Here is a 21,552-nt window from a genome sequence, read left to right as displayed (position 1 = left end):
GCAGATAACTCTGTATAACAGAGCTTTCTATGTCCATAGTCACATTAGGGAAGCCGAGACGTCACCTGTCGCCGGACGACAAAAGCTTGGCTAGGATCGGGTCATGCGCCACCCGATCCCCGTGTTGGTCCTGAGTCTGTTGGCGGCGAGCAGCGGTCGCGCCGTCGCCGGGACAACGGCCTGTTGGTTCGAAAACGGCGCCGTGGTCGCCCCCGCCGCGATCGGCGGGGTCAGCGGCGATTTCGTCATCGACCTGTCGGCGCCCCGCACCCTGCTGCACGAGACCGCCGCCCAGACGGCGGGCTTTTCCGACACCGCCCTGAGCCTTCCGGTGAGCGTCGCTGGCCAGCGTACCGCAGCGACGGCTGTGACAGTGCGCGACCTCGACTACCGCAGCGTCGGCTTTTCCACCCCGATCACCGGTGTCATCGGGGCCGACGTTCTTGACCGTTATCTGATGATCCTGGACTTCGCCCCGTGCCGGTTGGAGCTGCGGTCGGGCGACGCCCCGCCGCGCCTCGCCGGCCGCGGGTTGAAGGTGACGATGGTCGGCGGGACCCCGACGGTGCTGGCGGCGGCCTCCGACGGCCTGCGCGGCGTCTCTGGCCCGTTCGCCCTGGACACCGCCTCGGCCGGCGGCGTGCGGGCCCGAGGCGCGGCCGACGCGCCCCGGCAGAAGCCTGCGGGGACGCTGCGCGGACTGTCGCTGGACGGCGTGCTGCGCCAGAACGTTCCAGCCGTGGTGGCGGGCGAGCTTCCCGATGGCGTGGTCGGCGCCATCGGCGCGACGGTGCTGTCGGCCTATCGCCTGATCTTCGATCCCAAGGCGTCGCGCCTTTGGCTTAACCCGGCGCTTGCCGCGCCCCAGACCATCCAAGAAAAAGGGCCCGGCGTTTCCGCCGGGCCCTGAATTCCTCGAAAGCCTTGGTCGCGATCAGTGCGACTCGTTCTTCCAGACCTTACGGTAGCTGGCATAGAGCAGGCCCGAAAACAGCAGCAGATAGATCATCACGGCAAAGCCGGTCTGCTTGCGCTCGTCCAGCTTGGGCTCGGCGGCCCACATCAGGAAGGCCGAGACGTCCTTGGCTTCCTGGTCGAGGGTGGCCGGGGCGCCGTCGTCGAAGGTGACCTGGTTGGCCTTCAGCGGCGGGGCCATGGCGATGAAGCCGCCCGGCGGCACATGCTCGTGGCTGCCCGACCAATAGGAGGTCAGGTCGCCCGCCATGTACTTGTTGTAGTGCTGGTTGTCGCCGATCTTCAAGCCGGCCGGCGGCGCCGCATAGCCGGTCAGGATCGAATAGATGTGGTTGGGGCCTTCTTCACGAGCCTTGGCCAGCAGCGACATGTCCGGCGGCAGCGCGCCGCCGTTGCTGGCGCGGGCCGCGGCCTCGTTGGCGAAGGGCGAGACGAAGCGGTCGGCCGGGGTGGCCGGACGCTTGATCGCATCGCCGGTCTCGGAGTCGATGTCGGCGACCTCGTACTCCTTGGCGATCGCCTTGACCTTGGGGTTGTCGTTCGAGGTCTTGCCGTGTTTGGCCGAGTATTTCTCGTCGTAGAACGGGCCACCCTTGTCGCCGAGGTTACGGAAGCTGACCAGGCTCATCGCGTGGCAGGCCGAGCAGACCTCGCGATACACCTTGTAGCCGCGTTGCAGCTGGGCCTGGTCGAACTTGCCCAGCGGGCCGTCGAAGGACCACTTGACCTCCTTGGCCGGCAGCGCGTGACCGCTGGCCAGGGCGGGGCCCGCGAGGCCGGCCGTCAGGAGACCCGCGACCGCTGCGATGACGGAAAGTTTGCGCAGCATCGAAGTCAGCCCTTCATTTCAGGCGCGGCGGTCGCTGCGGCCGGAATAGTGGCCGGATGCGACAGGGCGGGGGAGGCGATGGAATCCGGCACCGGCAAGGTCTTTTCGAACAAGCCGAGCAGGGGGAGGATCGCCAGGAAGAAAGCGAAATAATAGAACGCCGCCAGACGGGACAGCCAGACAAAGCTGTTCAGGTCGGCGTCCACCAGGTTGAATGTCGTCAGGCCCGGGATGACCGGCTCCGACGGCAGCTTGGCGCCGCAGAGGCCCAGGATGCAGCACGCCACCACGAAGATGAAGAAGTGGATCCTGGCGGTCGGCCGGTAGCGCATCGAGCGCACCTTGGAGGTGTCCAGCCAGGGCAGGGCGAACAGACAGGCGATGGCGCCGAACATGGCCAGCACGCCGAACAGCTTGTCGGGAACGGCGCGCAGGATCGCGTAGAACGGCAGAAAGTACCATTCCGGAACGATGTGGGCGGGCGTCACCAGCGGGTTGGCCGGGATGTAGTTGTCGGCGTGTCCCAGGGCGTTGGGCATGTAGAACACGAAGAAGGCGAAGAGGAGCAGGAACAGGCTCATCGCGAAGCCGTCCTTCACTGTCGCGTACGGCGTGAAGGGCAGGACATCGGCCTTCGACTTGGGATCGACGCCGGTCGGGTTGTTCTGGCCCACCACGTGCAGGGCCCAGACGTGCAGGATCACCACGCCGGCGATCATGAAGGGCAGCAGGTAGTGCAGCGAGAAGAAGCGGTTCAGGGTCGGGCTGTCGACGGCGAAACCGCCCCACAGCCAGGTGGTGATCGCCGGACCGACCAGCGGCAGGGCGCCGAACAGGTTGGTGATCACGACGGCGCCGTGGAAGCTCATCTGGCCCCAGGGCAGCACGTAGCCCATGAAGGCCGTGGCCATCATCAGCAGATAGATCACGCAGCCCAGGATCCACAGCACTTCGCGGGGGGCTTTGTACGACCCGTAATAGAGGCCGCGCAGCATGTGGATATAGACGGCGATGAAGAACATCGACGCCCCGTTGGCGTGCATGTAGCGGATCAGCCAGCCGTAGTTCACGTCGCGCATGATGTGCTCGACGGAGGCGAAGGCGTGGTCCGCGCCGGGGTTGTAGTGCATCGCCAGGATGATGCCGCTGATCAACTGGGACGCCAGGCACAGCGAGAGAATGCCGCCGAACGTGTACCAGTAGTTGAGGTTTCGCGGCGTTGGGTAGTCGACGAAGCTGTCGTAGCCCAGGCGCACGATCGGCAGACGGGCGTCGAGCCAGCGCTCGATACCGGTCTTGGGTTCGTAGGTCGAATGTCCGCTCATCGTCTCTTAGCCGATCTTGACCTTGGTGTCGGATAGGAAGGTGTAGTCCGGAACCGCGAGGTTCTTCGGAGCAGGACCCTGACGGATGCGACCCGATGTGTCGTACACCGAGCCGTGGCACGGGCAGAACCAGCCGCCGTAAGCGCCGCCGCCGAAGGTTGGAACGCAACCCAGGTGGGTGCAGCTGCCGATCAGGACCAGCCAGTTGGCCTTGCCGGGCTTGACCCGGTCGGCGTCGGTCTGGGGGTCCTTCAACGACGCATGGTCGTCCTTGACCGCCGCGGCGATCTCGGCCGCCGTGCGGTTACGGACGAACAGGGGCTTGCCCCGCCACTTCACCGTCACCTGCTGACCGACCGCGACCTTGCTCAGATCGAATTCGATCGAAGCCAGGGCCAGGGTGTCGGCCGACGGGTTCATCTGGTCGATGAACGGTATAGCGAGCGAGGCCGCGCCGCCGGCGGCGACCGCGATCGTCGCGATGTAAATGAAATCCCGGCGGCTGGGGTCTTCCCCATGCGCCGGATCAGTCTTTGCGCCCACGGCGGTGTCGGCCACCCAAGTCACCCTTCGATGCCGCCGCGCCGCCAAAACGGCCCGGCCTGGAGAAACGCCTGTCGGCGCGTACTATCTAGACCCGCGAACGGGTCTTCGCCACAAATGGCAAAAGCGGATCGTCCTATCGGACGCGCGGACGAAGTCCGCAAGCCCTTTCGATTCGCCGCAAATGTCCCTGCTAGCTCTATGGTGGTTCGCTTAGAATGCGGCTCGCGCTTTTTCAACCCGGCATTCCTCAGAACGTCGGCGCGGCGATCAGATTGGGCGCCTGCCTCGGCGTGGGCCTGGACGTCATCGAACCGTGCAGTTTCCCGTTGGACGACAAGAGCTTGAAGCGCGCGGCCCTCGACTATGGTCCGCTGACCCACATGATGCGTCACGCATCGTGGGCGGTTTTCATGGCTGCGTCGGAACGTCGCAAGGGCCGGCTGCTGCTGTTCACGACGAAGGCGACCACGCCCTTCCACAAGTTCACCTTTCAGGCAGGCGACACCCTGTTGTTTGGCAATGAGAGCCACGGCGCGCCGCCGGAGGTGCATGACGCGGCCTTTGCGCGGCTGACGATTCCCTTGCGGCCCGAGGCCCGGTCGATGAACCTGGCGACGGCGGCGGCCATGGCCCTGGGCGAGGCGCTGCGGCAGACCGGCGGGTTCGCGGGGGACTAGGGCATTTCCCGACCTGACTGCGTCAGGCCGTGAGCTCTGATCTTTTGTTTTGACGCATTTTTCTTCACGCGAACCGGAACCACTTCGCTCGAAAAATTCTCTAGCGGCCGGCTAGGCACAAGCCCTTATGCGGGCCGCCGGATTTGCGCGGGCCGGCGGAAACCCTTAAGCCGCCGCCATGACCGACACACTCGACCTCGACCGCAAGAAAGCCACGGCCCGCGCCTGGTTCGAAAGCCTGCGCGACCAGATCTGCGCCGCGTTCGAGCGGCTCGAGGACGAGGCCCCCGCCGGCTTCTATCCCGGCGACGCCGGCCGCTTCGTCCGCAAGCCGTGGGACCGCGAGGCCGGCGGCGGTGGGGTGATGTCGATGATGCACGGGCGCCTGTTCGAGAAGGTCGGGGTGCATGTCTCGACAGTGCACGGCGTTTTCACCCCGGAAATGGCGAAAAACATGCCCGGCGCCGAGGAGGACCCGCGCTTCTTCGCCACCGGCGTCAGCCTGATCGCCCACATGCGCAGCCCGCGCGTGCCGGCCGTCCACATGAACACCCGCTTCATCGCCACCAGCAAAAGCTGGTTCGGCGGCGGCGGCGACCTGACGCCCCTGCTCGGCTACCAACGGCAACAGGACTTTCCCGACGCCATCGACTTCCACGCCGCCTATCAGCGCGCCTGCGACGCCCACGACCCGACCTGGCACGCCAAGTACAAGGCCTGGTGCGACGAATACTTCTTTCTGCCCCACCGCAACGAACCGCGCGGGATCGGCGGCATCTTCTACGACCACCACGACAGCGGCGACTGGTCCAAGGACTTCGCCTTCACCCAGGACGTCGGCAAGGCGTTCCTGGGGATCTATCCTGAGCTGGTCCGCCGCCGGATGGGCGAGGCCTGGACGGCGCAGGAGCGCGAGCAGCAACTGGTGCAGCGCGGCCGCTATGTCGAGTTCAACCTGCTCTACGACCGCGGCACGATGTTCGGACTGAAGACCGGCGGCAATGTGGAGTCGATCCTCAGCTCCATGCCGCCCGAGGTGAAGTGGCCGTGACAGGGTCCTTCTCCCCTTGCGGGAGAGGGGTCAGGTCACGCCGCCGGGCACTTCGCCCCGGCACCGATCCAGGCCTGCACCAGTTCGCCGAACCTCGCCTGCGTGCCCGGCGCCGGAACCCGGCCCGCGCCTGGGTTCCAGGCCCAGCCGACCAGGTGGTCGTTGGCCATGTGGTCGTGCAGTTGCGCCAAGCCCCGGCCGCCATTGCGCGACGGGTCCCTGATCTGGGCGCAGATCGCGCCGAGCGACTTGCCCTGCCAGGCCATCTCGACAGGCGCCAGGGCCCATTTCGGATCGCCGGGGATCGACTTGACGTCCTGGCCCCAGGTCGGAACGTTGGCGGGACCGTGGCACGCGCTGCAGGGCATGCCGACCGGGCCGTGGCCCGCCTGACCGGCGACCATGGGCGGATTGTGCGGATGCCGGTCATCGCCCTGGGTTGGGGCGCGCTGGACCGGGTGGCAGTTCATGCAGCGCGGGCTGTTGATCACCTTGCCGGCCTCGGAGAACAGCGCGACCGAACGGGCGGCGGGATCCTGGATCGACACGAACTCGGCGGGGCTCTTTAGGGTCTCGGCCGGGAGCGGCGTCGGCGTAGCGGGCGCGGCGGCCCACACCGTGGAGAGCAGGGCGCCGCCGGTCAGGGCGCAACCAACAACGAGCAGGGCTGTGACGGCGCGCATGATCTGATCTCCCCCGTTTCGTCGGGAACGGTCAAGCTAAGGCTTAGGTTGCCTGCGACAGGAAAGATTCGATCCAGTCGGCCATCCGTGTGCGGTCGTTATAGCCTTGCAAGGACGCGATCGCCGCGTCGGCCTCGGCGTCGGTATAGCGGCTGCCGCGACGGGCCTCGATCAGGGCGATGGCATAGGCCGGGTCGAACTCTGGGTGAAACTGCATCGAGATAGCGGGACGATCGTCATAGACCAAAATCCCGGCCGGGGTGAAGGCGCTGCCAGCTACGACGCGGGCCGTCGGCGGGATCTCGACCACCTGATCCTGATGCGACGCCGACACGGCGACGCGGGCCAGGTCCCGTTCCAAGTCCATCCAGGGCAAGGCCTCGGTCACCTCGTAGGCGTGCAGGCCGACGCCCCAGCCCTTGTCCGACTTCACGACCCTGCCACCGAACGCCTCGGCCATGATCTGGTGGCCGAAACACACCCCGACCAGCGGCCGGGCCTGGGCCTTGATCAGGAAAGCCTTCAGCGGCGCGATCCAGGGCAGATCGTCATAGACCCCGGCCGCTGAACCGGTGACGATATAGGCGTCGCACTCATCCGGATCGGCCGGCAGTTCACCGGCCTGGACATCGTAGGTGACGTAGTCGTGGCCAGGACCCAGCAGGTCCTGGAACATGCCGCCATAGCGCCCGAACTCAGGCTGCAGCGCCTCGGGCGGTTCGCCGGTTTCGAGCAGGCCGATCTTCATGGGCGGGTCTCCAGGACGCTTCAGTCGATATACAACCGCGAAGGACGTAAGGTCTCTAAAACACCATCCCCTGCGCGACGGCCTTCAGCCGCTCGATGGCCGAAAACTTGTCCTCGATGAAGTCCTGGTCGATCCACCAGATTTCGACCTCGCGCATCACCTCACCGACCATCGGGCCCTTGGGCACACCAGACTTCAGGATCTCCTCGCCGGTCAGCGGAAAGGCCGGAGGCGTCCAGGTCTCGCCCAACGCCAACAGGCCGCGCCATTGCGGCGTGGTGGCGGTGCGGCCGGCCCCGGCCCAGGCCAGCTTGACCCGGTCGCTGAAGGTCTTGACGCCCAGGGCATAGACCGCCCGACGCGTCTCGCGCGGGCCCATCCAGGAGACGATGCGCGGAGACGTGCCGACCGCCTCGATCAGCCGCTCCTTCAGGCTGTTGGACAGCCGCAGCCGCTCGGCCATCTGGGCGGCGATCTTGGGGTCGTCGGGAATCAGGGCGGCCAGGCGCAGCTCGGGGTCGTTCTCGAACAGTTGCTCGGTCTCGATGGTCATCAGCCCCTCGAAACGGGCCAGCGACTTCACGAAAGGCAGGATCGACGACAGCACGCTGGTCGCCGCCATCAGTCGCAGGGCCGAGCGCGGATCTTCGGCCGCCAGCAGCTTCAGCAACTCCTTCTGGGTGCGCTCGGCGGCGCGGCCCTCGACCATGCCCTTCAGCGCCTTGCAGGCGGCCAGGGCCTTCTGGTCGGCGTCGCCCTTGCCATACCAGGCGTGGAAGCGGAAGAACCGCAAGATGCGCAGATAGTCCTCGCGGATCCGGGTCATCGGGTCACCCACGAACACCACCCGCCCTTCGAGCGCGTCGTTCACGCCCTCGCCGGTCGGATCATAGAGCCGGCCGTTCAGGTCGGCATAGAGGGCGTTGAAGCGGAAATCGCGGCGCTCGGCGTCTTGGTCCCAGTCCTGGGTGAAAGACACGACCGCCCTGCGGCCGTCGGTCGAGACATCGCGGCGCAGGGTGGTGATCTCATAGGGCCGACCCTTGGAAATCGCCGTTACCGTGCCATGGTCGACGCCGGTGGGGATGACCTTCAGGCCGGCCTCCTGCAGGGCCTCGATCACCAGGTCCGGGGTCAGGGTGGTGGCGATGTCGATGTCGTCGATGGGCTTGCCCATCAAGGTGTTGCGCACGCAGCCGCCAACGAAACGCGCGCAGCCGGGAAAGCCGCGCGCCTCCAGCGCCGCGATCACCGCCTGGGTCTCCGGCAGCGCCATCCACGGCGGCACGCCTATCGATTCTGTACTCACGCCACTCCCCCAGGTGCACAAAACGCCCCCGCCCAGCGGGGTCCGGCATTTCAAACGATTATTTCAAACCGGCAAGCCCCGGACACCGATCAAGCTGTTGATCGATGCCGCACCAAGAGCACCCGCTCAGCCGACGGGGTCTTCGCCATGCAGCCGCTCGTAGAGCGCGCGCAGCATGCCGGCGGTCGCCCCCCAGATGAAACGCTCATTCCACGGCATCGCATAGAAGAATCGGCGCTCGCCGTCCGGCAGGTCGCGATGCTGACGTTGATGGTTCTGAGAGTCCATCAGGAAGGCGAACGGCGTCTCGAACACATCGGCCACCTCGTCGGGACTGGCGACGAAGGTGGCGGCGGGATCGATGAAGCCGACCACCGGCGTGACGTGGAAGCCCGTCACCGTGCGGTAGCCGTGCAGCAGACCCGCCAGGGTAACGCAGGACGGGTCTAGGTTCACCTCTTCCTGGGCCTCGCGCAGGGCGGTCTCCCACGGCGTCTCGCCTGGATCGCAACGGCCCCCGGGAAAGGCGATCTGGCCGGTGTGGCTTCGCAGAGTATCGGACCGGCGGGTCAGCAGGACGGTCATCCCCGCCTCACGCTCGACCAGCCCCACCAGCACGGCGGCGGGGCGCAGGGCGTGGGGATTGTCGGGCCGCATGCCGGGATTGAGATCGTAGTCCGAACGCGCGGCGTCGAGGCTGGGATCGTAGCCGTCGATCGGGTCCAACTTGCTGGCGATCCAGGCGCGCCGCGCGTCCCTGGACAGGGTCATCCTCGGTGCGCCCCGGCCGGGGCCATCGGGAACCAGGCGCCGTTTGAGGTCACACCCAGGCGCGGCCCCTCCGGCGTGTCGCGCTCCGCAGCCAGTTCGACCAGCTCATAGAACACAGGCCGCGCGATCAGAGCCTCCAGGCCGCGCCGCACGTGGACATAGGGCCGCGGCTCGCCAGTGGCCGTATCGGTCTCGACGCGGATGGCGTTGTCGGGGCCGGCCTCGACCAGGTCACCGACATTGGTCTCGAAGCGCAGCACGCCGTTTTCAGCATCGACCCGCGTGGCCATGAACGGCGCGTCCTCGACCTGGATCTTCAGCTTCTCGACAGGGGTGACCAAGTGATAGCCGTCGGGATCCAGCCGCAGCACGGTCGAGAACAGCCGCACCAGAGCCTCGCGGCCGATCGGCGATCCCTCGTGAAACCAGACGCCGTCCTTGCGGATGCGGATGTCGATCTCGCCGCAATGCTCAGGATGCCACAGATGCACAGGCGGCAGGCCGCGCTCGCCCGCGCGCCCCTTCGCCGCCTGGGCGGCGGCGGTGACGCCTGCGAGGCCAGAGGGGGTGGGATCGACAGTCATGGGCTTTAGGTAGGGCATGCGGCGCCCACACTCAAGCACGAGCGCACGATATGGCGACAGGCGCATGCGCCTGTCCCCAGCCGTAACTCAAGCGACGCGGATAGGTCCCACCAAGCCCGAATCTCCGCCCTCGACCAAGGCCTTCACCAGCACCCGTCGCTGATCGGCCGGCCCCGGCATGGTCACCCTCGCCGCCGGTCCTGCCGAAAAGCCGATCCGCGCGAAATAGGGGGCGTCGCCGACCAGCAGCACCGCGCGCCAGCCGGCTCGCGCGGCGGCGGCGCAGGCGGCTTCGACGAGGGCCTGGCCCAGGCCGTGGCTGCGCGCGGTGGCGTCCACCGCCAGCGGGCCGAGGAAGGCGACGGGCCTGTCGCCCACCATGACCGGCCAGAGGCGCACGCTGCCGATCACCCGACCTTCGTCCAAGGCCACGAAGGAACAGTCGTCCAGCTTCCGATTGCCCTCGCGCAAACGCTCCGACGACTTGGCGAAGCGGCCGGGTCCGAAGGCGCGATCGACCAGCACCTCGACGGCGCGGGCGTGCTCGGGCAGCTCGTTGAGAAGGCTGGGATAGGGCGACGAAGGCGCGACGGCGGAAGACGACATGGGCGCTAAACGATCCAGAACACGAAAAGGGGCATAGCCCCGGATCGTGACGCGGCCGAGACGGTCGCATCCGGGGCGTTCAGACGCGGACTCCGGTCCGCGCGGCGCAGGTTCGTCGCTGGCGTCGCATGACGCGCCCTCTCCATCAGAAGGGCGCGAAATAGGGCCTAGGGCGCGCTGGGTCAAATAATTCAACGGCTGCATAAGAGAAACGCGATTGCGGCGACGCGGGCCTGAGGACATGGTCCGCCCCCGATGACCGACCTCCCCCCCGACGCAGATTCCATCCCGTCCGCCCTCGAGGCGCCGGAAACCTCGATGCGCGCGCTGCTCAAGCAGAGCGACTTCGTGTTCTTCTGGGGCGCGCGGTTCACCGCCACCCTCGCGGTGCAGATCCAGGGGGTGACAATCGGCTGGCAGGTCTACACCCTGGCCCGCGAGACCGGACACAATGAGGGCCAGGGGGCCTTCTTGCTGGGCATGGTAGGCCTGGCCCAGTTCATCCCGCTGTTCTTTTTGGCGCTGACCGCCGGAGAGACCGCCGACCGCCATGATCGCAAGATGATCATGACTGCGGCCATCGGCGTCGACATCGTCTGCGCCGCAGCCCTGGGCTTCCTGGCCTGGTCGGGACACACGACGCTGTGGCCGATCTTCGCCATCGCCGTGCTGTTCGGCGCCGGCCGCGCCTTCTTGTCCCCGGCGTCCAGCGCCATGGGGCCGATGCTGGTGCCGCGCCCGCTGTTGCCGCGCGCCATCGCCTGGAACTCGTTGTCCTGGCAGAGCGCCTCGATCATTGGCCCGGCCTTGGGCGGCCTGCTATGCGCCATCTCGGCGGCCACGGCGTTCGGGGCTTCGGTCGTGCTGTTCCTGCTGGGCGGCCTGCTGCTGCTTGGCATCAAGGCCAATACCAAGCCCGTGACCCAGCCGGGCTCGCGCTGGGCGCTGATCAAGGAAGGCCTGGTCTATACCTGGCGCAACAAGATCGTCTTCGGCTCGATCTCGCTGGATTTGTTCGCGGTATTGCTCGGCGGGGCCACGGCCCTGCTGCCGGTGTTCGCCCGTGATGTGCTGCATGTGGGGGCCGAGGGCTTTGGCGTGCTGCGCGCCGCCCCCGCCGTGGGCGCGACGCTGGTGGCGGTGATCCTGGCCAGCCACACGATCCGCCGCCGAGCGGGCCTGCTGATGTTTGGCGCCGTGGCGGTGTTCGGCGCCGCGACCGTGGTCTTCGGGCTATCGAAATATGTCTGGCTGTCGGTCGGCGCCCTGACGGTGCTGGGCGCGGCCGACATGGTCTCGGTCTATATCCGCCAGACCCTGGTGCAACTGGTCACCCCAGATCCGATGCGCGGCAGGGTCGCCGCCGTCTCGGGCCTGTTCATCAGCGCCTCCAACGAACTGGGCGAGTTCGAGAGCGGCGTCGCGGCGCGGTTCCTGGGCCCGGTCGGCGCGGCGGTGTTCGGCGGCGTCGGGGCCCTGATCGTCACGGGCGCGTGGGCCAAGATGTTCCCGGAACTGCGCAAGGCGGACCGGCTGGATTAGGCTGTGCGAGGAACGGGGACAGGCACATGTGCCTGTCCCCGTTCCTCGCCTAGGCCGCAGCCAACCTCGCCAACGCCTCGCCCGTCATCCGTCGCACGATCCACTCGTTCATCGCGGCCGCGCCCAGGCTGTCATAGAAAGCGATCGACGGGGCGTTCCAGTCGAGCACGGCCCATTCCAGTCGGCCGAGCTTCTCGTCCAGGCAGCGCCGCGCCAGCCCCGCCAACAATGCCTTGCCCGCCCCGCTGCCCCGCGCTTCGGGCAGCACGAACAGGTCTTCCAGATAGATTCCGTGCCGGCCGACGAAGGTCGAGAAGTTGTAGAACCACAAGGCAAAGCCCACCGGCGCGCCGTCAATCTCGGCGATGTCGCAGAAGGCCTTGGGGTTTTCGCCAAACAGCGCCACCGTGATATCGTCCTGCGTGGTCCGCACATCGTCGAGCAGCTTCTCATAGGCGGCGAGATCGCGGATGAACCGCAGGATCAAGGCGCTGTCGGCCTCGACGGCGGGACGAATGGATACGGGCATGGCGGTCTCTTCGGACTATCTGGATTTGGTACTCGAACAGCTGGCCCCGGTCGGGCCGCTGACCTCGCGAAAGATGTTCGGCGGAGTCGGCCTCTATGCCCAAGGCCTGTTCTTCGCCCTGATCGACGACGACACCCTCTATCTCAAGGGCGACGAGACGCTGGGCCCCGATTTCGCGGCCGCCGGCAGCACGCAGTTCGCGCCCTTCGGCGTGAGCTCCATGGCTTACTGGTCGGCGCCCGCCGAAGCGTTGGATGAGCCAGACCTGATGGTCGAGTGGGCGCGGCGCTCGATCGCGGTGGCGGCGGCGCGGAAGGCTCGGAAGCCCTGATCCAGGGCTGGGGACAGGCGCATGCGCCTGTCCCCAATTGCAAGACCCTTACCCTATCACCACCCCCGGCGGCGGAAGGCTATCCTCCGGCACGAAGAAGTCCGGCATCAGGGTGGCGGTCGGATCCACGCGGTACTGATCGAAGTCGCGCACGCCCTCGCCGTATAGGAACGTGTCGTCGATCACGAACTGGCCGGTGAACGCTCGCGACGGCTTCAGGAACATCGCGTGGGCCGCGTCGGCCATGATCTCGACGGTGCGGCAGTGCTTGAGGCCTTCCTCCCCGGTCAAGGCGAACTGGATGGCGGCGGTGGCGATGGCGGTGCGCGGCCACAGGCCGTTGAAGGCCACGCCGTCGGCCCGGAACTCCTCGGCCATGCCCATCATGCACAGGCTCATATTGTACTTGGCCATGGAGTAGGCTACGTGGGGGGCGAACCAGCGGGGCTTGATGTCCAGCGGCGGCGACAGGGCCAGCACGTGCGGATTGGCCGCCTTCTTCAGGTGCGGCAGACACAGTTTCGAGGTCAGGAACGTTCCGCGCCCGTTGATCTGGTGCATCAGGTCGTAGCGCTTCATGTCGGTCGACAGCGTGCCCGTGAGCGAGATCGCCGAGGCGTTGTTCACGCAGATGTCGATACCGCCGAAGCTCTCGACCGCCTTGTCGACGGCCGCCTGGACGCTGGCCTCCTCGCGCACATCAACCACCAGCGGCAGCGCCTGGCCGCCGGCCGCCTCGATCTGCGCGGCGGCGGTGTAGATGGTGCCCGGCAGCTTCGGATGGGCCTCCGCCGTCTTGGCGGCGATGACGATATTGGCGCCGTCGCGGGCGGCGCGCAGGGCGATGGCCAGGCCGATGCCGCGCGAGGCGCCGGTGATGAAGAGGGTCTTGCCGTTCAAGCTCATCGTCGTCTCCTCAAGGACGGTCCGATTCTATGCCGAAACACCGCGACGGTCATCCCGCCCCTGTGGTTTCCACTGACAGGGCCCACAGCCTGTCGGCCTGCTCCGGGTCCAGGGCGTAGGACATGACGCCAGACCAGCCGGCCTCCTTCGTCCACGGCTTGGCCTGGGCCAAGTCCTCGAGATAGAGCCCGCCGACGCCCTCGAGTTCGTCGCCCACCGCCGCCCAGACACTGGTCGACGCGCCTTGGGCGGGCGTCTTGAAACCGTCGCGAACCTTGCCGTTTTCGTCGATCCAGCCCATCGCCCGCTGCTCCTCGATCGGCAGATGGCGCTGCAGCGGGGTCATGATGCCGCCAGGCATCACGGCGTTGGCGAACACGCCCTGATCCTTGAAGCGCTGATTGAAGCCCACGGCGAACAGGGCGTTGGCCGTCTTGGCCTGGCCGTAGCTTTCCCACTTCTCGTAGGGGTGAGACCGGAAATGCGGATCCTCGAAATTCATCGGGGCACGGCGGTGGCCGATCGACGACAGGGACACCAGCCGCGAGGTCTTGCCGCCATTTCCTTGAGAGGGGGCCTTGGCGCCGGCCACCAGGTTGGGAGCCAGCAGCACCGACAGCAGGAAGTGGCCAAAGTGGTTGGTGCCGATCTGCATCTCGAGCCCGTCCTCGGTATAGGCGAGCGGGCAGGCCATGACGCCGGCGTTGTTGATCAGCAGGTTCAACGACCGGTCGCCCCAGCGCTCGACGAAGGCGCGGATCGACTTGAAGCTGGAGAGATCGAGCATCGACCACGACGCTTGCGCGCCCTTGGCCACGGCGTTGATCTCGGCGACGGCGGCCTCGGCCAGATCCGGCTTGCGGACGGCGATCACAACCTCGGCGCCGGCCTCGGCCAAGGCCTTGGCCGTCTCGACGCCGATGCCGGTGGCCCCGCCGGTGACGATGGCGACCTTGCCGGTCAGGTCGTGGCCGGCGACGACGTCGCGGGCGTCGGTGAAGGCCCCGAAGGGCGATTTGATGCGGTCGACCATGATGTTCGCTCCCTTGATTTTTGTCATTGAAGTGGACGCTACAGCTGCAACACAAGAATTCCCAAGGCGATCGCCAGGCACAGCGGCCCATAGGCGCGGCGGTTGAGCGTCGCGAACGGCGTGCCCTCGGCATAGCGGAAGACCGGCGGGACATAGGTCGCCAGACCGCGTCCGGCGAAGACCACGAACAGGACCCAGCGCGCGGCCTTTAACTGCGGGTCCCAGACGGTCGGGGTCAAGGTCGCGGCGACCAGAACGCCGCCAGCCGCCAAGGCCAGGGCGACAGCGACGGAGGCCAGCAGGCCGGGCGCGCGCATGCCGCGTGTGCGGCCCACCACGTGCTCGACCATCGAAGCCTCGTCATGGCCCGGCCAGCGACCGCCCAAGCCCCAGTAGAGGTGGATTCCCGCCAAGGCCAGCAGCGCCGTCGACAGGACCAGGGCCAGGGCCACCTCAGCCAACCTTGCTGAAGTCCGGCGCGCGGCGCTCGGCGAAGGCCATGAAGGCCTCGCGGGCCTCGGCGGTCTGCAGACGCTGAGCAAACAGTTCGCCCTCCCTGTCCATCAGGGCCGAGATCGCCTCGGCGTCGCGCATCAGCGACTTGGTGACGGTCAGGGCGCCGAGCGGACGCTTGGCCAGTTGGTCAGCGGCGGTGCGGGCGCGGGTCCGCAGATCCTCCAGTGGCACGCAGGCATTGGCGATGCCCCAGGCCACGGCGGTCGCGCCATCCACCGCCTCGCCAAGGGCAAACATGGCATAGGCGCGAGCGTGGCCGATGCGGGCCGGCAGCAGCAGGCTGGAGGCGGCTTCGGGCGCCAGGGCCAGGTTGACGAACGGCACGGTCAGCCGGGCGTCGGAGCTGACGAAAACCAGGTCACAATGCAGCAACATGGTCGTGCCCACGCCGACCGCCTGGCCCTGGACGGCGGCGACCAGTGGCCGGGTGGCCGTGGCCAGGTTCTTCAGGAACCGCATCACATGGCGCTCGCCGGTGAAGGTCCCGGTGGCCTGGGCGGTGAAGTCCTTCAGGTCGTTGCCCGAGCTGAAGCTGTCGCCGTCGCCCTGGAACACCACCACCCGGATCGCCGGGTCGGCCTCGGCGCGCTCCAAGCTGTCGGCCAGCACGCCGTACATGGCGTTGCTCAGCGCGTTCTTCTTGTCCGGACGGGCCAGGGTGAGGGTCATCACGCCGGCGTCGATCTCGACCTTCACCAGATCGGTCATGCGGCATCTCCTTTGGGGAACTTGGTTTGCAGGCTGACCAGCCAGCGGGACACCACGGCGATCTCGTCGTCCGTGAAGCCCTCGGTGAGGTGAGAGCTCAGCCCCTCGACGCCGGCCTTGGCGTCCGCGCGCGCCACATGGCCCTTGGCGGTCAGGTAGAGGCGCAGGGCGCGGCCGTCCTTGGGGTCGGGCCGCCGCTCGACCAGCTCGGCGCGCGCCATGCGGTCGATCAGGCCGGTCATGGCCGAGGGCGCAAGGTCCAGGGCCTCGGCGGCCTCGCCGATCAGGGCGCCGTCTTTCTGCCCGAGCACAAAGAGCGCTCCGGACTGGGCCGCCGTCAGCCCCCCCTGGGCGGCCATCTTGGCCTCGACATAGCGCTGCACGCGGCGGTGCGCGACATTCAGCAGGAACACCAGGCGGCGGTCGGGAGGCGTGGTCATGACGTGGAGATTATAGTTCGTGCACGAAATATCAAACGATTGTTTCGTGTTCGCTGCCGGAGCGGGCGGCCCATAGCGCCGCGACCCGGCTAGCGGCTTCAGCGGCGCCATCTTCTCGGGACGCTATTTCGCCGAGACGGACAGTCCTCGCGATCAGGTCGGGGTCGCCCAAAAGCCTGTCGATCAGGGCCGCCGCCGCCTTGGAACGGTAGGCGTCGCGCGGCAGGGTCGCCCCAACGCCCAACCGCGCGATCCGCGCCCCATTGTCGAACTGGTCGCCCAGATGCGGCACGACCAGTTGCGGCCGGCCAGCGCGCAACGCCTGCTGAATAGTGCCGACCCCGCCCTGATGCACGAGGGCGGCAGCGCGGGGAAAGAGCAGGGAATAGGGCGCGTAGGCGAAGGCGACGGCGTCCTCCGCCCCGTCGGCGACGGACGGATCGCCATCGGGTCCGACCAGCAGCACGGCGCGTCGCCCCATGCGCCGTGCGACCTTCATGCTCTCACGGTAGAAGTCCCCCGGAATGTTCACCGCCGCGCTACCAAGGGTGAAGACCAGCGGCGCGGGTCCGGCCGCCAGGAAGGTCTCCAGATCCGGCGGCAAGGTCGTCGGACCGCCGAGGTCGCTGTCATAGGCGGCGTATCCGACCACGTCGAAATTTTCGGGCGCGTCGGGCTGACGCGGACTCAGCAGAGGCGAATAGAGCCCCAGCGAGAGGGCCGCTCCACGACCGGCGTCGAACAACAGGTTGTCCCGACTCGGCGGCAAGCCCAAGGCCCGGCGCAAGCCATTGACCGGCCGCGTCCAGTGATCGGTCGTCGCCCGGCCGATCGCGATCGTCGCGCGATTGAGCCACAAGCGAAGGCCGCCGGTCGCCGGTCCCAGCCACGGCGCCTTGGGCAACAGCGGCGGGTCATAGGCCGAGAACACCACGGTCGGCTGCAGCGCCACCGAGACGAAAGGGATGCCCAGATAGTCGGCGGTCACCGCCACCCCGGCCGCGAAGCTTCCGCCGACAAGGGCGCAAGCGCCCTTGGCCGCGGCGATCAACTGCCTGGTAGCGCTCTCCAGGTAGGGCGTCATGATCTTCTCGAACAGAAAGGCGTCCGAGGCGGCGATGGCGTGGGTGAGCTGGGCAAGATCCATGCCGAGGTCCGCGCGCAAGCGCTCCAGGCTGGGACCCACCTCGTGGAAGACCAGCCCTTCGGCCTCGACCTTGGCGCGGTATTCGGCCGAGGTGGCGACCTCGGCCTGGAACCCGGCCGCTTGCAGGGCCCTGCCCAGCGCAAGGAAGGGATGCAGGTCGCCGAGCGACCCGGCGGTGGCGAGAACAATGCGGATGGCGACAGCTCCGAATGAAAAGACGGCTCAGTCCACGGCCCGATACCAGGCAACCCCGTCCGCGTCCGGCTCACGAACCGCCAGACCCCGGCCGATCAGGCAGTTCAGATGGGCCAGGGCTTCGCCCGTCGCCATGCCCAGAAGGTCCGGGCCGATCGGGCGGGCGAACAGGGCGCCGAACACATCGACCGCGCGCTTGGGCTCCTGAAGTTTGCCCCGCAGACGCCCCAGCCCTCGTTCGTGGCCGTTGATCAGGTGGTCGATGCGGGCGTGCAGGCCCCGGAACGGGTCGTTGTGAGCCGGCAACACCAGCACGTCGTCCGGCACCGTCGCCTTGACCTTGGCCAACGAGGTCAGCCAGTCGGTCAGCGGGTCGGCGTCGGGCTCGGTGGGGAACACCGAGACATTGGACGATATCCTCGGCAGCACCTGGTCTCCGGAGATCAGTACGCCCAGCGCCTCGCACCACAGGCAGGCGTGTTCGGGCGAATGGCCCTGGCCCGTCACCACCCGCCAGTCGTGATCGCCGATCGCGAACACCTCGCCATCGACCATCCGCCGATAGCTGTCGGGCAGTTGGTGGATCGCCTTGCCGAATCCGCCGAACCGCGCCTTGTAGGTCTCGATCCCGTCCTCGTTCCAGCCCGCGGCGTGGAAGAATCGGACCCCGTCCACAGGCGCCTCGCGGCCGGTGTCGGCCACCAGCATCCGACATTGGAAATATTCCAGCCGGGTCATCCACAGGCGCACGTCGAACTTGCGGGCGATCCAGCCGGCCAACCCGACATGATCGGGGTGAAGATGGGTGACGATCACCCGGGTGATCGGATCGCCGCCCAAGGCCTGGGCGAACGCCGCCCGCCAGGCCTGGGAGGTCTCCTTGGTCTGCAGGCCGGTATCGACCACCGCCCAGCCCGCGCCGTCGCGAATCGCCCAGACGTTGATGAAGCCCAGCGAGCCGCCCAGCGGCTGGCGCAGCCAGAGAACCCCAGGCGCGACCTCGACCGCCTGGCCTGTTCCGGTCTCTGGAGCCTGCTCGAACGGGTAGACCAGCCGGGGCCGGCGCGGCTCGGTCGCCTCTTCGGCGACCCCCTCTTCGATTCCGTCGCGCATCCTGCGTCCTCCGGCCACGGCACGCCCCGCCCCCGGGCCACCGTCATGATTGCGCCCCCGTCGGACGACATCTTGACCCTCGATGCAAGCGGGCCTTAAGTCCGCCGCGAGGAATTTACCCCAGGAGACCTATCCCATGAGGCCCATCGCGATCGGCTTGACGGCCGCCCTCGCGCTCGCCGCGCTCGTTCCCGTCACCGTGCTCTCCGCGGCGAAGGAAAAAGAAAAGCCGGCAGCCGTTGACGCCAAGTCCCGCGAAGCGGGCATGAAGGCGACGCCCGCCCTGATCCAGGCCGCCGGCGTTTCGTGCACCGTCTCGGATGCGCGCCTCATCGGCAACGACAAAAAGACCAGCACCGACTATTACGAAGTCGCGTGCCAACAAGGCCTGGGCTTCGCCATCCTCGCCAAGAAGGACGAGAAGCCGGCGGCCTACAGCTGCCTGGAAACCGCCAATCCGGCCGCCGACGGCAAGCCCAGCGCCCTGGCCTGTATCCTGCCGGGCAACGCCAACCCCAAGGCGGGCCTGACGCCCTACCTGCAAAAGGCTGGCGCCGCCTGCGACATCCAGAACGCCCGCGCCATCGGCGGCACCGCCAAGAACGCCTATTTCGAGGTCGCCTGTAAGGGTGGCGCGGGATACGTTCTTCAGACGGCGAACCCGGTCAATGTCGACCAGGAGGTCATCGCCAACAGCTGCCTGCTGTACGAGGAAGGCGGCAATGTCAGCTGCAAGCTGACCGACAAGGCCACGCAGCTGGCCGCCGTCGACACCCTGGCCGGCGCCTCGGGCAAGAATTGCGCGGTCAAGGACAAGCGCTACGTCCTCAGCACCAAGACCGACAACTATTTCGAAGTCGCCTGCCAGGACGGCAAGGGCTACATGCTGCAGCAGGCTGCTGTCGGCGGCGCCTTGGTCAAGGCCATCGACTGCGCCCAAGCCAGCTTCGTTGGCGGCGGGTGCACCCTGACCGACAGCCTCGCGGCCCAGACCGAGCAGGCCGGCCTCTACACCAAGCTGTCCGCCAAGGCCGGCTTCGACTGCAAGGTCGAGAAGTACGGCATGCTCCCCAGCAGCGATCCCCGCACCGAGATCGTTGAAATGAAGTGCGCCAACCGTCCCGACGGCGGCATTGGCATTTTCACGACGACCAACAACACCGTCTATGACTGCGTAGCCTCTGAGATCAACGGCTACCGCTGCAGCTTCACCAAGGCCGACGCGGTCTATCCGCGCCTGACGGCCAACTTGAAGTCGCTGGGCAAGAGCAGTTGCACGGTCTCCGGTTCGCGGATCATCGGCCAGACGGCGACCGACGGCTATGTCGAGGTCGCCTGCTCCGACGGCCTGCCGGGTTGGGTTATCGCCTATCCGCTCAAGGTCGGTTCGGACAAGCCCAAGGAACTGATGTCCTGCCTGCAGGCCAAGGGCGTGGGCGGCGGCTGCAAGCTGCCGACCAACGCCACCAAGGGCTAGGCTCGTCTCAGGTCTAAACGACGAAGCCCGCCGGGAGCGATCCCGGCGGGCTTTTTCGTGGGTGAGTCGAGGTGAGCGCCCTAGACCCCCGCCCCGACCTTTTCCAGGCCCGAGGTCATCTGCTTCAGGCGCTTGTCCAGCTCGGCCATCGTGCGGTTCAGCGCGCCTTCGTCATCGCGCCAGACCTGCAGGGCGCGGACCCAGACCGCCGTCATCGCCGTCAGCCGCGCGGGCGTGGCGTCGACGCCGGCCGCTTCGAGGATGGCGCGGGCGGTCTTGGGGAAGCGCAGGGCCGAAACCACGAGGCGCTCGGACCGGCTGATGGCGATCAGGGCGGCGCGGTGCGGCTCCATGGCCTCGATCCGCGCCATCGCGGCGTCGAACAGGCGGTCGTGGGTCGTGGCGACCTGGGCCGAGGCCGTGGCCACCGCGGCGCGGTCGAAGCGGGTCGACAAATGGGCTAGCAAGGCGGCCTTGCCATCGGCCCGGGCATAGAGCTCCGCGAACGGGACTTCGGCCTTCACGGCGATGTCGCGCAGGCTGATCTGCGTCCACGGCCGGTCGGCGGCCAGGGACAGGGCTGCAGCGGCGGCGCGATCGAGGATGTCTTCGGCGGCGGTCATGGACGATCAAATGGCGGGTCGGAGCGCGCGAAGCAAGAACCCTCTCCCGCTGGGAGAGGTTTAGCCGCCCAGTTCCTTTGACCGCGCCACGGCCGCCGCCAGCGCCGTCGGCAGCAGGTCCCCAAAGCCGCCCTTCCCCATCAGCACGGCCAAGGCGGCGGCGGTCGTGCCGCCCGGCGAGGTGACCTGCTTGCGCAGTTCGGCCGGCTCTTCGCCGCCTTGACCCAGCAGGGCGGCGGCGCCGACGATGGTGGCCCGGGCCAGCTTCGCCGAGGCGGCGGGGTCAAGCCCCAGACCCGCGCCCGCCGCCTCCAAGGCCTCGATGAAGGCGTAGAGATAGGCCGGGGCCGATCCCGAGACGGCGGTCGCGGCGTGCATCAGGTCTTCGTCGTCCAGATCGACCACCGTCGCCACTGGGTCGAGCAGGGCATGAGCGCGCGACCTTGCCTCGACCGTGTCGGCGAAGATGCTGGCCGTGCCCAGGCCGATGGCGACGGCGGTGGTCGGCATCACCCGGGCCACGGCGCGGCCCCCGAAAACCTTGGAAATGTCGGCTGCGGCGACCCCGGCGGCGATCGAGACGATGATGGCGTCTGGCGCGAGGTGCGGGACGACCTCGACCACCGCCTCCCGCCAGATCTGCGGCTTGACCGCCAGCAGCACGGTCTTGGCTGTGGCCAGGGCCTCAAGCGGCGGATTGACGCTCGCGCCCGCAAACGCTGCGGGGTCGGCGTTGGGATCGCGGATGATCAGGTCGGCGGCGGCGAATACGCCGACCTTGGTCCAGCCCTTGATCAGGGCCCCGCCCATGCGTCCGGCGCCGAGGAGGAGGATGGGGGTCATGGGGCGTCTACCTCTTCCTTCTCTCCCTTGCGGGAGAAGGAGAAT

At 67.6% G+C, this 21,552-nt stretch carries 25 protein-coding genes; 6 read left to right on the top strand and 19 right to left on the bottom strand.

Annotated elements, in window-relative coordinates; genetic code table 11:
* The first annotated feature begins 103 nt into the window (after positions 1-103).
* The gene (locus ACP694_RS17150) at positions 104-910 is read left to right on the top strand and encodes a hypothetical protein (RefSeq protein ID WP_426014370.1); all 807 of its coding nucleotides are present in this window, start codon (positions 104-106) and stop codon (positions 908-910) included.
* Between the two features lie 24 nt (positions 911-934).
* On the opposite strand, the gene ACP694_RS17145 is transcribed toward ACP694_RS17150, so the two are convergent.
* From ACP694_RS17145 to petA, 3 genes are read right to left on the bottom strand one after another with little or no spacing between them, the layout of a single operon-like run.
* Positions 935-1,804 carry a cytochrome c1 gene (locus ACP694_RS17145; protein WP_426014368.1) on the bottom strand — a complete coding sequence of 290 codons (870 nt, stop codon included), beginning with the start codon at positions 1,802-1,804 and terminating at the stop codon, positions 935-937.
* A 5-nt stretch (positions 1,805-1,809) separates the two neighbouring features.
* Positions 1,810-3,129, bottom strand: coding sequence for a cytochrome b (locus ACP694_RS17140; protein ID WP_426014366.1), 1,320 nt, complete (start codon positions 3,127-3,129; stop codon positions 1,810-1,812).
* 6 nt (positions 3,130-3,135) lie between these two features.
* Positions 3,136-3,687 carry a ubiquinol-cytochrome c reductase iron-sulfur subunit gene (gene petA, locus ACP694_RS17135; protein ID WP_426014365.1) on the bottom strand — a complete coding sequence of 184 codons (552 nt, stop codon included), beginning with the start codon at positions 3,685-3,687 and terminating at the stop codon, positions 3,136-3,138.
* A 203-nt stretch (positions 3,688-3,890) separates the two neighbouring features.
* Between petA and ACP694_RS17130 the strand changes: the two genes are divergently transcribed.
* Positions 3,891-4,352 carry a tRNA (cytidine(34)-2'-O)-methyltransferase gene (locus ACP694_RS17130; RefSeq protein WP_426014363.1) on the top strand — a complete coding sequence of 154 codons (462 nt, stop codon included), beginning with the start codon at positions 3,891-3,893 and terminating at the stop codon, positions 4,350-4,352.
* A gap of 178 nt (positions 4,353-4,530) precedes the next feature.
* Complete coding sequence (gene hemF, locus ACP694_RS17125) at positions 4,531-5,403, top strand: oxygen-dependent coproporphyrinogen oxidase (RefSeq protein ID WP_426014361.1); 873 nt, start codon at positions 4,531-4,533, stop codon at positions 5,401-5,403.
* A 35-nt stretch (positions 5,404-5,438) separates the two neighbouring features.
* On the opposite strand, the gene ACP694_RS17120 is transcribed toward hemF, so the two are convergent.
* The 6 genes from ACP694_RS17120 to ACP694_RS17095 form a co-directional block, all read right to left on the bottom strand.
* Positions 5,439-6,086, bottom strand: a complete 648-nt coding sequence (locus ACP694_RS17120) for an Isoquinoline 1-oxidoreductase subunit (RefSeq protein WP_426014359.1) — start codon at positions 6,084-6,086, stop codon at positions 5,439-5,441.
* 43 nt (positions 6,087-6,129) lie between these two features.
* Positions 6,130-6,834, bottom strand: coding sequence for a type 1 glutamine amidotransferase (locus tag ACP694_RS17115; RefSeq protein ID WP_426014358.1), 705 nt, complete (start codon positions 6,832-6,834; stop codon positions 6,130-6,132).
* A gap of 55 nt (positions 6,835-6,889) precedes the next feature.
* Positions 6,890-8,143: a CCA tRNA nucleotidyltransferase gene (locus ACP694_RS17110; RefSeq protein ID WP_426014356.1), complete on the bottom strand. Its 1,254-nt coding sequence runs from the start codon at positions 8,141-8,143 to the stop codon at positions 6,890-6,892.
* A gap of 126 nt (positions 8,144-8,269) precedes the next feature.
* Positions 8,270-8,908 carry a CoA pyrophosphatase gene (locus ACP694_RS17105; RefSeq protein WP_426014739.1) on the bottom strand — a complete coding sequence of 213 codons (639 nt, stop codon included), beginning with the start codon at positions 8,906-8,908 and terminating at the stop codon, positions 8,270-8,272.
* Positions 8,909-8,910: 2 nt separating this feature from the next.
* A complete protein-coding gene (locus ACP694_RS17100) occupies positions 8,911-9,498 on the bottom strand; it encodes a DUF1285 domain-containing protein (RefSeq protein WP_426014737.1) in 588 nt (195 codons plus the stop codon).
* Between the two features lie 87 nt (positions 9,499-9,585).
* Entirely contained in the window at positions 9,586-10,104 is a 519-nt protein-coding gene (locus tag ACP694_RS17095) for a GNAT family N-acetyltransferase (protein WP_426014355.1), read from the bottom strand.
* 255 nt (positions 10,105-10,359) lie between these two features.
* Between ACP694_RS17095 and ACP694_RS17090 the strand changes: the two genes are divergently transcribed.
* Positions 10,360-11,646: an MFS transporter gene (locus ACP694_RS17090; protein WP_426014353.1), complete on the top strand. Its 1,287-nt coding sequence runs from the start codon at positions 10,360-10,362 to the stop codon at positions 11,644-11,646.
* A 49-nt stretch (positions 11,647-11,695) separates the two neighbouring features.
* On the opposite strand, the gene ACP694_RS17085 is transcribed toward ACP694_RS17090, so the two are convergent.
* Positions 11,696-12,175 (bottom strand): GNAT family N-acetyltransferase, encoded by a 480-nt coding sequence (locus ACP694_RS17085; RefSeq protein ID WP_426014351.1) that lies wholly within the window; start codon positions 12,173-12,175, stop codon positions 11,696-11,698.
* On the opposite strand from ACP694_RS17085, the gene ACP694_RS17080 reads away from it, so the two are divergent.
* Entirely contained in the window at positions 12,174-12,506 is a 333-nt protein-coding gene (locus ACP694_RS17080) for a TfoX/Sxy family protein (RefSeq protein WP_426014349.1), read from the top strand. The genes ACP694_RS17085 and ACP694_RS17080 overlap by 2 nt on opposite strands.
* 48 nt (positions 12,507-12,554) lie before the next feature.
* Here ACP694_RS17080 and ACP694_RS17075 read toward each other — a convergent pair whose 3' ends face one another.
* From ACP694_RS17075 to ACP694_RS17045, 7 genes are all read right to left on the bottom strand, one after another.
* A complete protein-coding gene (locus tag ACP694_RS17075; RefSeq protein ID WP_426014348.1) occupies positions 12,555-13,412 on the bottom strand; it encodes an SDR family oxidoreductase in 858 nt (285 codons plus the stop codon).
* Between the two features lie 49 nt (positions 13,413-13,461).
* A complete protein-coding gene (locus tag ACP694_RS17070) occupies positions 13,462-14,445 on the bottom strand; it encodes an SDR family NAD(P)-dependent oxidoreductase (RefSeq protein ID WP_426014347.1) in 984 nt (327 codons plus the stop codon).
* Positions 14,446-14,483: 38 nt separating this feature from the next.
* Positions 14,484-14,897, bottom strand: a complete 414-nt coding sequence (locus ACP694_RS17065; protein WP_426014735.1) for a DUF3995 domain-containing protein — start codon at positions 14,895-14,897, stop codon at positions 14,484-14,486.
* Position 14,898: 1 nt separating this feature from the next.
* Entirely contained in the window at positions 14,899-15,669 is a 771-nt protein-coding gene (locus ACP694_RS17060) for an enoyl-CoA hydratase (protein ID WP_426014344.1), read from the bottom strand.
* Positions 15,666-16,109, bottom strand: coding sequence for a MarR family winged helix-turn-helix transcriptional regulator (locus tag ACP694_RS17055; RefSeq protein ID WP_426014342.1), 444 nt, complete (start codon positions 16,107-16,109; stop codon positions 15,666-15,668). The genes ACP694_RS17060 and ACP694_RS17055 overlap by 4 nt, the downstream gene beginning before the upstream one ends.
* Positions 16,110-16,140: 31 nt before the next feature.
* Positions 16,141-17,394, bottom strand: a complete 1,254-nt coding sequence (locus ACP694_RS17050) for a glycosyltransferase (protein ID WP_426014733.1) — start codon at positions 17,392-17,394, stop codon at positions 16,141-16,143.
* Between the two features lie 84 nt (positions 17,395-17,478).
* Positions 17,479-18,564: an MBL fold metallo-hydrolase gene (locus ACP694_RS17045; protein WP_426014341.1), complete on the bottom strand. Its 1,086-nt coding sequence runs from the start codon at positions 18,562-18,564 to the stop codon at positions 17,479-17,481.
* A 136-nt stretch (positions 18,565-18,700) separates the two neighbouring features.
* Between ACP694_RS17045 and ACP694_RS17040 the strand changes: the two genes are divergently transcribed.
* Complete coding sequence (locus ACP694_RS17040; RefSeq protein ID WP_426014339.1) at positions 18,701-20,041, top strand: hypothetical protein; 1,341 nt, start codon at positions 18,701-18,703, stop codon at positions 20,039-20,041.
* Positions 20,042-20,121: 80 nt separating this feature from the next.
* Here ACP694_RS17040 and ACP694_RS17035 read toward each other — a convergent pair whose 3' ends face one another.
* Together ACP694_RS17035 and proC are read right to left on the bottom strand one after the other, a co-directional pair.
* Positions 20,122-20,664: a TetR family transcriptional regulator gene (locus ACP694_RS17035; protein ID WP_426014337.1), complete on the bottom strand. Its 543-nt coding sequence runs from the start codon at positions 20,662-20,664 to the stop codon at positions 20,122-20,124.
* A 60-nt stretch (positions 20,665-20,724) separates the two neighbouring features.
* A complete protein-coding gene (gene proC / locus ACP694_RS17030) occupies positions 20,725-21,507 on the bottom strand; it encodes a pyrroline-5-carboxylate reductase (protein ID WP_426014335.1) in 783 nt (260 codons plus the stop codon).
* Between the last annotated feature and the right edge of the window lie 45 nt (positions 21,508-21,552).

The sequence above is a fragment of the Caulobacter sp. DWR2-3-1b2 genome (assembly GCF_049896345.1).
Lineage (GTDB): Bacteria > Pseudomonadota > Alphaproteobacteria > Caulobacterales > Caulobacteraceae > Caulobacter.
This window is presented reverse-complemented; position numbering and strand designations above follow the sequence as displayed.